The 14,091-nt window shown below is 70.6% G+C and carries 11 protein-coding genes; 5 read left to right on the top strand and 6 right to left on the bottom strand.

The window, feature by feature from the left end:
• Positions 1 to 65: 65 nt before the first annotated feature.
• Positions 66 to 1,094, bottom strand: a complete 1,029-nt coding sequence (locus GFH49_RS12935; RefSeq protein ID WP_155055999.1) for a LacI family DNA-binding transcriptional regulator — start codon at positions 1,092 to 1,094, stop codon at positions 66 to 68.
• Positions 1,095 to 1,279: 185 nt separating this feature from the next.
• Between GFH49_RS12935 and GFH49_RS12930 the strand changes: the two genes are divergently transcribed.
• Entirely contained in the window at positions 1,280 to 2,059 is a 780-nt protein-coding gene (locus tag GFH49_RS12930) for a fumarylacetoacetate hydrolase family protein (protein ID WP_155055998.1), read from the top strand.
• 284 nt (positions 2,060 to 2,343) lie between these two features.
• Here the strand turns inward: GFH49_RS12930 and GFH49_RS12925 are convergent, their stop codons facing one another.
• Complete coding sequence (locus GFH49_RS12925) at positions 2,344 to 3,612, bottom strand: MFS transporter (RefSeq protein WP_155055997.1); 1,269 nt, start codon at positions 3,610 to 3,612, stop codon at positions 2,344 to 2,346.
• 721 nt (positions 3,613 to 4,333) lie between these two features.
• Between GFH49_RS12925 and GFH49_RS12920 the strand changes: the two genes are divergently transcribed.
• The 3 genes from GFH49_RS12920 to GFH49_RS12910 are packed head-to-tail and all read left to right on the top strand — an operon-like array spanning position 4,334 to position 6,959.
• A complete protein-coding gene (locus tag GFH49_RS12920; RefSeq protein ID WP_155055996.1) occupies positions 4,334 to 5,338 on the top strand; it encodes a C-terminal binding protein in 1,005 nt (334 codons plus the stop codon).
• Positions 5,335 to 6,387 carry a phosphotransferase family protein gene (locus GFH49_RS12915; protein WP_155055995.1) on the top strand — a complete coding sequence of 351 codons (1,053 nt, stop codon included), beginning with the start codon at positions 5,335 to 5,337 and terminating at the stop codon, positions 6,385 to 6,387. The genes GFH49_RS12920 and GFH49_RS12915 overlap by 4 nt, the downstream gene beginning before the upstream one ends.
• A 41-nt stretch (positions 6,388 to 6,428) precedes the next feature.
• Positions 6,429 to 6,959, top strand: a complete 531-nt coding sequence (locus GFH49_RS12910; RefSeq protein ID WP_155055994.1) for a cupin domain-containing protein — start codon at positions 6,429 to 6,431, stop codon at positions 6,957 to 6,959.
• Positions 6,960 to 7,094: 135 nt separating this feature from the next.
• On the opposite strand, the gene GFH49_RS40970 is transcribed toward GFH49_RS12910, so the two are convergent.
• From GFH49_RS40970 to GFH49_RS12890, 4 genes are all read right to left on the bottom strand, one after another.
• A complete protein-coding gene (locus GFH49_RS40970; protein ID WP_268867493.1) occupies positions 7,095 to 7,220 on the bottom strand; it encodes a hypothetical protein in 126 nt (41 codons plus the stop codon).
• A gap of 78 nt (positions 7,221 to 7,298) precedes the next feature.
• Positions 7,299 to 9,017: an ATP-binding cassette domain-containing protein gene (locus tag GFH49_RS12900; protein ID WP_155055993.1), complete on the bottom strand. Its 1,719-nt coding sequence runs from the start codon at positions 9,015 to 9,017 to the stop codon at positions 7,299 to 7,301.
• The gene (locus GFH49_RS12895) at positions 9,014 to 10,147 is read right to left on the bottom strand and encodes a P-loop NTPase family protein (protein ID WP_230396265.1); all 1,134 of its coding nucleotides are present in this window, start codon (positions 10,145 to 10,147) and stop codon (positions 9,014 to 9,016) included. Before GFH49_RS12895 ends, GFH49_RS12900 begins: the two co-directional genes overlap by 4 nt.
• 375 nt (positions 10,148 to 10,522) lie before the next feature.
• Positions 10,523 to 12,061, bottom strand: coding sequence for a serine/threonine-protein kinase (locus GFH49_RS12890; protein ID WP_155056093.1), 1,539 nt, complete (start codon positions 12,059 to 12,061; stop codon positions 10,523 to 10,525).
• 277 nt (positions 12,062 to 12,338) lie between these two features.
• Here GFH49_RS12890 and GFH49_RS12885 point away from each other — a divergent pair, with 277 nt between their 5' ends.
• On the top strand, positions 12,339 to 14,039 hold the full coding sequence (locus tag GFH49_RS12885; protein ID WP_155055992.1) for a VanW family protein: 1,701 nt from the start codon (positions 12,339 to 12,341) through the stop codon (positions 14,037 to 14,039).
• The last annotated feature ends 52 nt before the right edge of the window (positions 14,040 to 14,091 follow it).

The following is a 14,091-nucleotide window of genomic DNA, read 5'->3' as shown; positions in this document are numbered from 1 at the left end:
CGGTGTGCGTGCTCGGCGGCCCGCCGGCCTTCAGGCGTACGGCCTCGTGACCGGCGAGCGGCGGTTCAGCCGGACGCGGACGCGGCCGCGCCGGGTGGTGCGGTGCTGCCGCGCAGGATCAGCGATCCGGGGGAGAGGGAGGTGTACGGGCCGTCGTTGCTCGGCTTGGTCTTGAGCCGGCGCATCAGCCACAGCGCGCAGCCAGTGGCCATCTCCTGGATCGGCAGACCGATCGTGGTGAGTCCCGGACCCCACCAGGAGAAGCCGGGCTCGTCCCCGAACCCGACCACCGACAGGTCTGCGGGCACGTTCACGTCCTGCTCGGACAGCTCCTCCAGGACGCCCAGGGTGAGCTGGATCGACCCCAGCACGAGCGCGGTGGGCGCATCCGGTCCCTTGAGCAGCCGGCGCACCGTCTCGCGGCCGTGCTCCACCGACGACGGCGGCCCCAGTTCAGCGCGCCCGGCATGGTCCGGCAGCCCGCCGTCGCTCAGGGCACTGCGGAAGCCGCGCAGCCGCTCCGCACCCGTGGGCAGCTCTTCGGGGCCGCCCATGTAGGTGATGCGGGTATGGCCCTGCGTCACCAGATGCGCCGTTGCCTGGCGCAGCGCCTCGTGGTCGTCCACGCCGAACCACTGGGACCCGAGCGAGGTGTGGCGGCGCAGCAGCTGCAGGTGCGGCAGGGCGCGCAGGAGCTTGACGGATTCGCCGTGCGGGCGCGCGGTGGGCACGATGATGACGCCCGCGACGCGGTTCGCGGACAGCTCCCGCAGATGGCGCAGCTCCACCATCCGGTCGTCGTCGGTCTCCGAGAGCATGAGCTGGTAGCCCTCGGCCTCCATGTTCTTGGACAGCTCGTGGGCGATGGTCGAGTAGAAGCTGTTGCGGATGTCCGGGATCACCAGCGCGACCACGTTGCTGGACGCACCTCGCATCATCCGCGCCGCGCGGTTGCCGACGTACCCCATCTCGGTGGCGGCCTGGCGGACCCGGAACTTGGTCTCCTCGCTGATGCGCGGATCGTCGGCGAGTGCCCGGCCGACCGTCGAGACGGAGACGCCGAGGTGCTCGGCGATGTCCCTGGTGGTGATCACGTAGAGGCCCCTTCGAGCTGCCTGATCCTGGTGCGGTCGCTATCCGTGTGCCAACGATAGCGCCGCAGTTGCGCTCCGTGGCCGGATGAGTGGGACGCCGGGGTGGTCATCCACCTTATGCTAACGTTAGCACTGCTGGATGGGCCGTGCAGCCGCCCGCGGCTGCCCAATTGCGGAGGTCTCCTTTGCGAATCGTCAGGTATGCCGTCGGCGGTGTGTGCCACTACGGAGAACTCGAATCGGGTGACACCCGGATCGCCAGATTCGAGGGCGATCCCTTCACCGGGCCGGCCGCTACGGGACACGTCGACGATGTCGGCGACGTCGTCCTTCTCCCGCCGCTGGAGCGGCCCCGGATCTTCGGGTTCGCCTACAACTACGCCTCACATGTCGACGAGACCGAGCATGCGATTCCGGAAGTTCCCGTCTGCTTCATGAAGCCGAGCACGGCCGTCATCGGACCGGGAGATGCCATTGTTTATCCGGTGGACGGTGAACTCATCCATTTCGAGGGCGAGTTGGTCGTCGTCATCGGAAAGGAAGCCCGCCATGTGAAGCCCTCCGAGGCCCATGAACACATCCTCGGCTACACGTGCGGGAATGATGTCAGCGACCGCATCGTCCAGCGCAGGGAAAGCGCTTTTGGGACGTTGCTGATCGGGAAGGGGCAGGACAGCTTTGCTCCTCTCGGACCGGTCATCGCGACCGGACTCGACCCGTCCGGGCTGTCGCTGACCACGCGGGTGAACGGGACGGTCATGCAGTCGGCGAGCACGGCCGACCTGCTGCTCACCGTGCCCGACATCGTCGCCTACCTGAGCCGGTATATGACGCTGCTGCCCGGTGACGCGATCATGACCGGCACGCCGTCCGGTGTCGGGCCCATCCGGCCAGGAGACGAGGTCGAGGTCGAGATCGAGGGAATCGGCGTGCTGCGCAACCCGGTTGTGGCCGAGAGCGTCTGACTCCGGACCACCGCCGTGGGCCGGATGCTGTCGGCGAATCCACCGGTGCGGGACCAACCGTGCGCGGAGTGAAATTCGCGGGCGGTATCCAGGCCGAGCCAGGGGCCTGCCCACCGTTCGACGGTGGGCAGGCCCCTGGCGTGTGCGTGTCGTGGCCCGAGCGGGGCGGGCGAAATACGATGCCGTTCCCCGCGCCCTGAACGGGTGCGGGGAACGGCGTGATCAGCCATGACGGTGCCGCAGGCGATCGACGGCATACCGGGCGCTTCGAGTGGAGGGTCTGGCTAGCGGTCCGCGTTGTTGAACAGCGACGGGCGGACGAAGGTCAGGGCGGCGACGCCCGTCAGCGGCAGGAGCGTGACCTGCAGGAGCCCGGCCCGGCTCCAGCCGAAGGAATCCACCAGGGTGGCGAACAGCAGTCCCGAGAATGCGGCCGTTCCGTAGTAGCTGGTGACGAAGAGGCCGGAGGCGCGTCCGATCTGCTCGGGTCGGACTGCCCGCTGCATGGCGCTGTTGGTGTTGGGGTAGATGAAGCCCAGCCCGAAGGCGCCCATGAGGAAGGCGTACACGCACTGCACGCCGACGCCGGCCTGGGTCTCGTAGATGCACACGGCGACGGCGGAAATGGCCAGCAGGCTCCCGATCAGCAGGGTGCGCGGGTTCACGCGGTCGCCGAGCCAGCCACCGAGCACGGCCGTCATTCCGCCGAAGCCGAGAAGGCTCATGGCCAGAGCGGCCTGCCCGGAGGTGTAGTGCAGCGAGGTGGTGAGGTACGTCGGGTAGAGGCCGAGGAACCCGTAGATGGCCACACCGCTGACCACCGAGTGGACGGCCAGCGCGAGGGTGTTGCGGTTGTAGGCGGAGGCCGGCATGTACTCGTAGGTCCTGGTCGAGACCGTCTTCTCGACGGAGTGCTCGGTCAGGCCGGTCTTCACGAGGAACAGGGAGGCGGCGGCGATCAGCAGGCCGGCCGTACCGAACAGGTAGAAGGGCGCGTGCCAGGTGCCGTGCAGATTCATCAGCCGGACGCCGATCAGCGGGGCGACGAACACGCCGATGGAGTAGCCCACACCGACGATGCCGAAGGCCAGGCCCCGCCGTCGGGTGAAGAAGGCGCCGAGCGCGGCGAAGATGGCGGCGGACTGCATGCCCTCGCCGAAGCCGGAGACGACGCGGTACACCGTCATGTCGGCGAGGCCGACGGCCAGGGGCGTGGCCATCGTGCCCAGCGAGTAGATCACGATGCTGGCCAGCAGCACGGTCTTGCGTCGGAAGTGGTCCAGGAGGTACCCGGCGGGAAGGCCGGCCAGGGCCATGCCGAGGGTGAAGTTGGTGGCCAGCAGCCCGCCCTGCTCCAGGGAGAAGCCGTAGTCCTGACGGATGTCGGGCAGCAGTGGGGGGAAGACCTGACGGTCCATCGCGTTGACCATGTAGGAGAGGACCACCAGCAGGAAGCCCATCGCGATCATGCCCTTGGAAATGGGTGTGCGGTCGCTTTCCTGTGCGGTGTCGGCGGGAACTGCAAGGGCGTCGACTTGTGCTGCGTGAGTCATAGCGGCTCCTGAGGAGAAATGGGCCACGGCAGGCCGCGGCGGATGCCTCGCCGATACGGGGGCGTACGGAGATGACGAGAAGCGGTGAGCTGAACACGGACTCGCGTCGGCGACGGTGATGTGGTCGCCGTTCTGTGGAATGAGGGCGACAAGCCGCGGTGCGGTCGGACGCCGCATGCGGAATTCGGTGCTGTATCGCCCGTCGGGGACGTCCGTGGCTATGACGTCGTCGACAGCCGGACCTCGTGCGGACACATATCGGTCACGCGGTCGGCGTTGGCAGAAACCATGAACGGAAGTACCCGGCGCGTCAAGACGCCGGGAGAGGATTTCTTCGACGGTCCGCGTTTTCCCTGCACCGACCGGTTTCGCACACGTCGGTGAATGCCGGAGATCGAGTCCGTGCCCGCGCTCTTGACGGGTCGAGGAACGTTGATGCTATCGTTAGCATCACGTGGCTGTGACAGAGTGATTCGACGTGCCCCGGCATCCCGTGACCCGTTCCAGGGACGCACCACGGCGCCCGGACCGACCACAAGTCGGCGAGCGCCGGCACCCCGACCCGAGCCCCATGACCCTCTCCATTCCGCCCATGGCGGCCGACGGCCTCATCGGACACGCCCTCGGTCGCCCGTCCGGACGATGACCGAAGCTGTTGACCGGACGCGAAGGGCGGGACACCCGGCCGCCCGGCCGCATGATTCTGCGAGGACGACCTGCGATGACACCACCGAGCCGCCCAGGCACCGTGCTGCTCACCGACCACGCCTGGCCCGACGACTCCGTCGAGCGATCCGTGATCGAGGGCGCGGGCCACACCATGGTGACCGGACCTGCCGAACCCGCCTCCGCCGAGGCGGTCGAGGAGCTGGTCGCCGAGCACCGGCCCGCCGGGATTCTGACCTGCTGGGCCCCTGTCTCCGCCTCCGCGGTCAACATCCCGCCGGAGCTGCGGATCGTCGCCAGACTCGGGGTCGGCCTCGACAACATCGCCGTGGACGCCGCCACCGCGCGGGGCGCGTGGGTGACGAACGTTCCCGACTACTGCGTCGAGGAGGTCTCCGACCACGCCGTCGGCATGGTGCTGGCCTGGACGCGCGGCCTGGCCGTGTGCGACCGGGAGGTCCGCGCGGGCCGCTGGGACCCCGCGAACGCCCGGCTGCGCCGCCTGTCGGCGCTGACCTGCGGCGTCGTCGGATACGGGCGGATCGGACGGGCAACCGTGCGCAAGCTGGGTGCGTTCGGCTGCCGGATCCTGGCCCACGACCCGCACCCGCCCAAGGACACCCCGAGCGTGGAGATGGTGGACCTGGAGGAGCTACTGCGCCGCAGCGACGTGGTGATCCTCCACGTGCCGCTCACACCCGGCACCCACCATCTCGTCGGCGCCGAGCAGTTGGCGACCATGAAGCCGGGCGGGCTGCTGGTCAACGTCAGCCGCGGTGGCCTCGTGGACACCGTCGCCGTCACCAAGGCACTGGACAGCGGACAGCTGGCCGGAGCCGCCTTCGACGTGCTGGAGAGCGAACCCCGTGTTCCCGCCGAACTGCTGGACCAGCCCGGTGCGCTCCTCACCCCGCACGTGGCCTTCTCCTCCGACGCCTCCGTGACGGAACTGCGCCGCCGCGCCGCCGAGGAGGTCGTACGCGTCCTCGCGGGCGAGGCACCGGCGCACCCCTGCAACAACCCCGGCGACCGGCCCGCCGGATCGGGTGACCAGCGATGAACCCGACCTCCGCGCCGACGACTCCGGATCCCTCGCTGGCCGGCTTCCTGATCGCCCACGAGCTCGCCCGGCCCGGTGAATCGGCACGCTGGACGCCGCTGGCGGGCGGAGTCTCGTCCGACCTGTGGCGGGTGGACCTGCCGGGACGTTCCCTGTGCGTCAAGCGCGCGCTGGCCCGGCTGCGCGTCGCGGCGGAGTGGGAGGCGCCGATCTCGCGCAACGCCTACGAATGGGCATGGATGCGGTTCGCGTCCCGGCACCGCCCAGCCAACGTGCCCGAGCTACTGGCACACGACCCCGAAGCCGGCCTTTTCGCGATGGCGTATCTGCCCCCCGATCGATATCCGATGTGGAAGGCTCAGCTGCTCGGCGGCGAGGTGGCGGTGGCGACCGCGGCCGCCGTCGGAGAGGTACTGGGCACTCTGCATGCGGCGAGTGCGGGCGACGCGGCCATCGCCGCCGAGTTCGCCACCGACGACAACTTCCACGCCCTGCGCATCGAGCCGTATCTGCTGGCCACCGCGGCGGCGCACCCCGATCTGGACGACGTTCTCCAGGGCCTCGCCGACCGCACGGGCACCACGCACCTGGCCCTGGTGCACGGGGACGTCAGTCCCAAGAACATCCTCGTCGGCCCGGCGGGGCCCGTACTGCTGGACGCCGAGTGCGCCTGGTACGGAGACCCGGCCTTCGACCTGGCCTTCTGCGTCAACCATCTGCTTCTCAAGAGCCTGGTGGTGCCCGGCCGTCGCGGCGAACTGCTGCGGTCGGCCCGGGTGCTGGCCGCGGAGTACCTCCGGTGCGTCGACTGGGAGCCCCGATCCGCCATCGAGGAGCGAGCCGCGACACTGCTGCCGGCTCTGCTGCTCGCGCGCCTGGACGGCAAGTCCCCGGTGGAGTACCTCACCGATGACCGGCACCGGTTGTTCGTACGCACCGTGGCATCAGCCCTGCTCCGGGCGCCCGCCCCTGCGACGGCGGATGTGCTGGACGCCTGGGCGAGCGCTCTCGACGCCCCGGCCGGGACCGGCAGCTGCCGGCCCGACTGATCCACCAGTTGCTTCGGGCTGTACCGACCCAGGAGAGACCCATGCGCAGAGTCGTCACCGGCCACGACGAGGACGGCAGGTCGGTCGTCGTCAGCGACGGCCCCGTCCCGCGCAGCCGGGAGTTCACCAGCCTGCCGGGCTGGGTCTCCCGTCTGCCTTGGGCCACCGAACCAGGCGTACCGGTCAGCCGGACCGGAGAGGACCCCACGCCGAAGGTCGTCAGCCTGCTCCCGGCAGCCGGCGGTACCCGGTTCATCGTCCTGACCTTCCCGCCGGAGGCGGCGATGGCCGACCCGGCGTTCGACCCCGTCGCTTTCGACGTGGAGCAGCGGGGCGACTCGCCCGGCATCGCCGAGCTCATCGAGCCCGACGGCATGCACGCCACCCCGACCGTGGACTACGGCATCGTGCTCCAGGGCGAGATCGTGCTGGAACTCGACGACGGCAACCGCACCCCGCTCGCAGCAGGGGACATCGTGATCCAGAACGGCACCCGCCACGCCTGGCGCAACCGCAGCGGCCAACCGGTCACGATGGCGTTCGTCCTCATCGGCGCGGAGGCAGACCACTGACGGCGTGACCGCCGCTGACGATCACCTCTGCACCGCCGCCGTGTCCTTGAGGACAGGCGAAGTCGCTTTCCGGGCGGGCAGGGCAGCGCATCGGTCGCGTCCCGCTCGCTGCATCCCGCCGCGGAGGCGGCCCGCTCAAGGGGGGATGTGGATCATGCCGTAGAGGTCGTCGAAGCGGGTGCTGGTGCCGTCGCCGTACACCCGGCGGAAATCGTTGCCGGAGTTCAGGTTCTCCGGGCTGCCCCTGGTCAGGGCGATCATGCTGGGGAAGCTGCTCAGCAGCTTCAGCCGTGCCGCGGGTGCAGGCTTGCTCCCGCGTCCTGGTCTCGGGCCGACGGTCTAATCCAGCTCCGGCTCCATGCCGGGCTGCATGGGCTCGTCGGGCCGGTGCGCCGGATCATGGACCGTCAGTCTGCCGTCGGCGATTCGCCACAGCGCATCGGCGCGTGCGGTGAGCTTGGGCTCGTCGGTGACGTAGATGACGGTGCCCGGATACCGGTCGAGCAGGCGTTCCACCAGGTCGGAACCGAGTGCCGCTTCCGATCTTGCCTCGTCCAGCAGCAGGACCCGGGGCCCGCTGCGCAGCGCCCGTACCACCGCCACCTGGTAGCGCACGGCCGTGGCAAGGCCGTGCCCGCCCTCGCCCACCCGGGTGCGCAGGCCGTCGGGCAGCAACTCGGCCAAGGCCGCGATGTCTTCCCCGTCGGCCCCCACCGCCGCGTCGGGTGGTTCGCCGTGGCGCAGGTTCTTGCCCACGCTGCCGCGGAGCAACGGCAGTTCCGAGCTGGTCATTCTGACCACCCGCCGTACCGATTCGGGGTCGTGCCGGGCGAGGTCCTGGCCGTCGAGCAGTACCGCGCCGGCGTCCGGCTCCTGCAGCCGCGCGATGAGCCGAAGCAGCAGCGACTTTCCCGCGCCGGGAGGGCCCTGCAGTACGACCCGCTGGCCCGGCCATGCGACGGCCGACGCGTCCAGGACGCCGTACACCCGCAGCCCCGCGAGTTCCAGCCGCCCGGGCCCGTCGGCGAGCGGCTCGGCCCGGCGGGGCCTTCGCAGCGGTGCCGGTGCCGTGAGGACCTCGGCTATGCGGCGGCGTGCGACGCGCGAGCGCTGCCAGTGCTCCTGCACACGGACCAGCGAGGTCAGAGGCCCGCCGAGGAAGTTCGCCACCGTCAGCAGCGAAGCGAGGACCTCCCAGGTGGTGCCCGCCACCAGACCCGCGGTGACCACGATCAGCAGTATCCCGATGCCGCACGCCTCGGCCGTCGCCGACATCACTCCGGTGAGACGGGCCTGGCGCACCATGGCGCGGCCGTACTCACGGCTGCGCCGCCGCATCGCCCGGCGCTCCTGCTCGACCCGTCCGAGGGACTGCATGACGGCCGTGTGCGTGACCCGCTCGTTGACGAAGGCGGCGAGCCGGCCGTTGTGCCGTCTGGTCTCGCGTACGCGTTCGCGCAGCCGTCGCCCGAACAGCGCGACGGCGGTTGCGGCCAGGAGGATCGTCGCCGTCGACAGCGCGCCGATCCCCGGAGCGATGGCGGTCAGTGCGGCGAGCGCGCACGCCACGAACACCCCGTCCACCAGCAGCGGTGCCACGCCCTTGCTGATCCACAGCCGGAGGGCGGAGGCGTCACCGGTGAACCGGAGCACGGTGACGCCGACCGTGCGCCGGTCCGGGCTCCATGTCTCGCTTCCGGCGACGTGATCGAAAAGGCGCATTCTGACGCTGTGGACGTAGCTCTGGGCCAGCCGTTCCGCGAGCGGTTCGCCCGCCGCCTTGAGCAGTACGGTCGCGCAGGCCGACGCGAGAAGTCCGGCGGCCAGCGTGCCGGGGCCGTAACCGGCGACGTGGGTGTAGAGCGCGCTGCGGTCGTGGCCGGACGCGATCTCCCCGCCGTGCGTGATGCGGTAGGCCGCGCCGTGCACCAGGAGGGCGAAGCCGACGACGCAGACCGCCTGCCCGAAACCCGCGAGCACCAACAGGAGCATCAGCCGGCGCCGTACACCGCCGAGCGTGTGCGGCATCGGGACGCGCTGCCGTCCTGCCGCGGTCAAGCCACTGATTCGGCCGTCAGCGGGCCGTTGCAGTCCGTCAGCCGACTGCCGTCCTCCGCCGGCCGGCTCCCGTTTCCTACGCCGCCGGCGAGCATCTGCTCGGCGACGGCCGGGTCGGACAGGGCAGCCGCTTCGAACACCGGGATGTCCAGGCCGGCCACCGCTTCGGCCATGGCCAGCGGAGAGGCCGTCAGCACCCCGCTCAGAGCCATGACGGGAAGTCCCTCCTCACGCAGCTGCCGCACCCCCGCCACCGCGCTGACCGAATCACCGGCCGCGAACACGATGCAGTCCACGTCGGCCCGGAATTCCGGCGTTCGCATCAGCGCTGCCGTCTCCCGCTGCAGGATCCCGTCCGCGACTTCCAGCACGATGGCATCCGCCTGGTGGCTCGTCAGGTCGGTGATCGCGCTGCGCAGTATGCGGATCACCTGGGGTATCGGCAGCTGGTAGGTGGTGGGGAAACCCAGGTCGGTGAAGTCGATGACGCGTGACGCGCCGGCGTCGGCCATCAGCGTCGGATCCCCGGGCGCACCGGTGCCGGTCACCTTTGCCGCGCCGACCCGGCGGCCGGCCAGGCTGAGGCCGCGTATGAGGGCGGCGGCCACGGTCGTCTTGCCCGCGTTCATCGATGTGCCGAGTACGGCTATGGTGCGCGGGCGCGGTGCGAGGACCGGTACCACGGGCCGGGCCAGGCGGGCGAGGTTGATGACTGCGCCGTGCTCGTCGGTGACCAGACCCAAGGGCTGCAGCCGGGTGGGAGGGTTCATTCTGGCGTGGGAGGAGACGACCCGCCCGGCTATGCCTCCTCCGGCGGCCAGATCACAGGGGCCGAGATCGTCGGGCACCTCTGACTCGAATTGATCAGGGGCGTAGCGCGCGCCATAGGCGACTATGATCGTGTCGCCCACGAACAGCCGATTACGCTTTCCGAGTGCTTGCCCGAGGGATTTGTGCTGGCCGATTTCGGTCACCCGGCACAGCACCAGGTCGCCTGCCCGCGGACGGGCGTCCTGCCTGCTCAGCCCCAGTGTGCCGGTGCTTCCGTGGCCCAGCTCGACAAGGCGGCGGGCCGTATAGGAAACCTTCGCCGCCGCATTGACGGAAGCATTGAACCGCGCGCTCTGCATGGATTTCTCCTTATCCGCACGAGCTGAAAATCGCCCTGTGGGGCCCCTGGGGGAGGGCTGCCGGAAATCGTAATGAGGGGTTCCTCATTACTCGGATCCGCGGCGACCAAAAGAGAAACTCAAGGGAAGATCACCCGGAAGGGCGGGATCTCAATATGCCCAGCGGCCATCGTCGTCGGCAACATGCCGACAGCCATTCGTGGCCGGACGTCGAAGACGGGAGCGGGGGAGGTGAGGTTCCCTCATTTGCCGGGTCGCGGCACGGGCTGAGGGCCGTACGGGCCGGCGCCGCATCGTCGTTTCCGCCCGGTCGTGGATCGGCAGTGGGCGGTTCGGCAGCAGGCGGATCGGGCTGCCGTCAGTCGTCCTCGATCGTCAGTCGTCCTCGTCCTCCTCCTTGTCCGCTTCCTCGTCCTGACGCTCGTCGTGTCGTTTCTCCCGCTCCGACTTCTCGTCGTCACGCTTTTCCCGGCTGCCGCTCGGCTCCGCCGTCGGGCTCGGGGCGGCGGTGGAAGCCGGGCTCGATACCAGGGGCGAGGCGGAGGCGGGAGTGCTCGTACGGGGCGACGGCTCGGATTTCGTGCCCTTTACCGCGGTGTCGTCGGGGGAGAACCACAGCGCGCCGAGGAGCATCGCGGCCACGAAGAGCACGGCTCCGGCGGCCGTGGCCGCCACACGGGGCCGACGGGTGAGGAAGGGGAGGAGCCCGGGTCGCTCCGGACGGCGTGCCCGGGACCGGCCGACGGCGGCGCCGCCTTGGACGGAGGGCAGCGCGTACGTGGTCGGCGCACTGGTTTCGCCCAGCTGGTGTGACCCCGGCCGGGCATCGCCCGACAGCCCGGCGGCCTGCCCCGGGGTGGCGCTTCGCCCTGGGATGGCGCTTCGCTCTGAGGTGGTGCTTCGGTTCCGGGGGGTGCTTCGGCTCGGGAGGGTGCCTGGTGCCGGGACGGCGCCTGGTCCCGGCACGGTGCCTGGCCCTGGGGCGGTGCCAGGCCCTGGGACGGCGCTTCGTCCCGAGACGGCGACGGTCGGTCCCGTGGTCGTGCCGGGTGATGTCGGCGACGGCGGGCGGGGAGCCGGTGCCGCGTCGGGGAGGGGCTCGGGGCGTCCGAGCCAGGCGCCGTCGGTGAACCAGTCGGCGGCCTGCTGGGCGGTGGGACGGGGTTCCGGGTCCTTTGCGAGCAGGCCGAGGAGGTAGTTCTCGAAGGCGGGCGGGAGATCGGCGATGCCCAGTTCGCGGGGTGGCACGGGGGCGGTGTCGAGGTGCTGGTGCAGGATGGCGATGGCGGTGTCGGCCTGGAACGGCGGGCGGCCGGTGAGGAGTTGATAGAGCACGCAGCCCAGCGCGTACACATCGGAGGCCGGGCCGGCCGGCTGCCCCAGGGCGCGCTCCGGGGCGAGGTACAGGCTGGTGCCGACGATCTGCCCGGTGGCGGTCAGCGCGGCGCCGGGGTCGTCGAGGAAGCGGGCGATGCCGAAGTCGCCGATCTTGAGGGTGCCGTCGGCGTCCAGAAGCAGGTTGGCGGGCTTGATGTCCCGGTGGACGATGCCCTGGCGGTGCGCGGCGGCGAGCCCGGCGGCGGCCTGCCCGGCGACGGAGGCCACGCGGTCGGCGGGCAGCGCGCCGGACCGGGCCAGGAGCCGGGCGAGGCTGGCGCCCTCGACGAGTTCCATCACCAGGAAGAGCCGGTGGTCGTACTCGCCGAAGTCCAGGACGCCGACCACGTTCGGGTGGTCGATCCGGGCCGCGGTGCGCGCCTCCAGCCGGAAACGTGAGGCGGCGGTGGGGTCGGTGTCCTGGGGCAGCAGGAGCTTGACGGCCACCGGCCGGGCGAGAGTCTCGTCGTACGCCCGCCAGACCTCCCCCATCGCACCGCGACCGATCGACTCGTCCAGCCGGTAGCGGCCCGCCATCAACACCTGTTGTCATCCTCCTGCCGTGGGACGTCGCGGTCGCGGCAGGCCGTAACTCACCACGTGGGAACGGGTGATGAGGGTGGGGGTGCCGCAGCCGCCTCAGCATACCGGCGGCCCGGCACGGCCGGTCCCGCGCTTCGCGGCTGCTCCGGAACGCCTGGCGTGACGTGGGACATATGCGTTTTCAGTCGATTTGTGGCTACCTTGGGACGCTTGCCCTGTGCGCAGTGCCGCGTCCTTGGGAGCACCGTCCCATCCCTCGTCCAGGAGACCCATGCGCCCCCGAATACCCTCCGTTCCGCCTCTCGCCCTGGCCGGCGGCGCCCTGACCGTAGGTGTGGGTGGCCTGTATCTCGCCGGGCTGCTCGCGGGCGGGGACATCGACCCCGGTACGACGGTGCGCGGCGTCGACATCGGTGGCCTGACCCGCACGGAGGCCACCCGGAAGCTGGAGGAGCGGCTGGGGGAGGCCGCCCCGCGGGAGCTGGCCGTGACGGTGGGTGACCGCAGGGGCACGGTCGCTCCGCAGCGGGCCGGAATCACCTTCGACATCGAGGAGACCGTCGACCGGGCGGCACGCACCGGCGGCGCCGATCCGTTCAGCGCGATCGGCGGGCTCTTCGCCTCGGGTGGCGCCGTCGAGCCGGTCGTACGCGTCGACGAGGACAAGGCCCGCTCCGCCCTCGGGAAACTGGCGAAGACACTCGATCAGAAGGTCCGCGACGGAGCCGTCGCCTTCGCCGGTGGCCAGGTCCGGCAGGTCGCCCCGCGCAACGGCCACGCACTCGACGTGGACGCCGCGGTCGGCCCCCTGCGCGGCGCCTTCGTGCGCGGCGAGGCCGGCTCCGTCACGGACCTGCCCACCCGCGAGACGAAACCGAAGGTCACGGCGGAGGAGGTGCGGCGGGCGGTGCGCGAGTTCGCGCAGCCGGCCATGTCGGCGCCCGTCACGCTCATCGCGGGCGGAAAGCGGTTCACGATCGACCAGGCCGTCCTGGGCGCACACCTGACGATGCGGCCGGACAGCGCCGGCAGCCTGACCCCGCACCTGGACGCCAAGGGCCTGCGCGCCGCCCCCGCGGTGGCCCAGCCCCTGGCCGGACTGCCCGCCACGGCTGAGAACGCCACGCTGCGCCTCGACGGCGACAAGGTCGCGGTGGCCGAGGACGGACGCCCGGGACAGGAGGTCACCGACGAGGCGCTGAGCAGGGCCGTACTGCCGCTGCTCACCAAATCGGGCACCGCCCGCACCGGCGAGGTCGCCACGCGCGTGACCCAGCCGCAGGTGACCCGCGCGAACGCCGCACGGCTGGGGCTGACGGAGAAGCTGTCCTCCTTCACCGTCAACTTCGAACCGGCGCCGTACCGCACGACGAACATCGGCCGGGCCGCGGAACTGATCAACGGCTCCGTCGTCATGCCGGACGAGACCTGGAGCTTCAACCGGACCGTCGGCGAGCGCACCGAGGCCAACGGCTTCGTCGAGGGCGTCATGATCCTCGACGACCAGTTCACCAAGGCACCCGGCGGCGGGGTCTCCGCCGTGGCCACGACCGTGTTCAACGCGATGTTCTTCGCCGGGGTCAAGCCCGTGGAGTACGGCGCCCACTCCTTCTACATAGAGCGCTACCCGGAGGGCCGCGAGGCCACGGTCGCCTGGGGCAGCCTGGACCTGAGGTTCGCCAACGACTCCGGCAGCGCCCTCTACATCCAGGCCGAGTCCACCGACACGTCGGTGACCATCACCTTCCTCGGCACCAAGAAGTACGACGAGATCGAGTCGGTGACGGGGCCGCGCACGAACGTGAAGCAGCCGGAGGACAAGGTCAGCACCGACAAGGAGTGCGTGCCGCAGACTCCGCTGGAGGGCTTCGACGTCACCGTGGAGCGGGTCTTCCTCGATGACGGCAAGGAAGTGAAGCGGGAACCGTTCCGCACCCACTACACCCCGCGCGACGAGATCACCTGCGAATAGGCCCGTCAGGCCGTCAGGCCCGTCAGGCCCGTGGTGCGATACGGCCCAGGCG

This window comes from Streptomyces blattellae (genome assembly GCF_009709555.1).
Taxonomy (GTDB): domain Bacteria; phylum Actinomycetota; class Actinomycetes; order Streptomycetales; family Streptomycetaceae; genus Streptomyces; species Streptomyces blattellae.
The sequence above is the reverse complement of the archived record's forward strand: the minus strand, read 5'-3'. Positions and strand labels throughout refer to the sequence as shown.

Bases quoted from the DNA above. Each gene is read 5' to 3' on its own strand.
- GFH49_RS12920 (WP_155055996.1), top strand. From the start codon at position 4,334: ATGACACCACCGAGCCGCCCAGGCACCGTGCTGCTCACCGACCACGCC.
- GFH49_RS12910 (WP_155055994.1), top strand. From the start codon at position 6,429: ATGCGCAGAGTCGTCACCGGCCACGACGAGGACGGCAGGTCGGTCGTC.
- GFH49_RS12915 (WP_155055995.1), top strand. From the start codon at position 5,335: ATGAACCCGACCTCCGCGCCGACGACTCCGGATCCCTCGCTGGCCGGC.
- GFH49_RS12890 (WP_155056093.1), bottom strand. From the start codon at position 12,061: ATGGCGGGCCGCTACCGGCTGGACGAGTCGATCGGTCGCGGTGCGATG.
- GFH49_RS12925 (WP_155055997.1), bottom strand. From the start codon at position 3,612: ATGACTCACGCAGCACAAGTCGACGCCCTTGCAGTTCCCGCCGACACC.
- GFH49_RS12895 (WP_230396265.1), bottom strand. From the start codon at position 10,147: ATGCAGAGCGCGCGGTTCAATGCTTCCGTCAATGCGGCGGCGAAGGTT.
- GFH49_RS12885 (WP_155055992.1), top strand. From the start codon at position 12,339: ATGCGCCCCCGAATACCCTCCGTTCCGCCTCTCGCCCTGGCCGGCGGC.
- GFH49_RS40970 (WP_268867493.1), bottom strand. From the start codon at position 7,220: ATGATCGCCCTGACCAGGGGCAGCCCGGAGAACCTGAACTCCGGCAAC.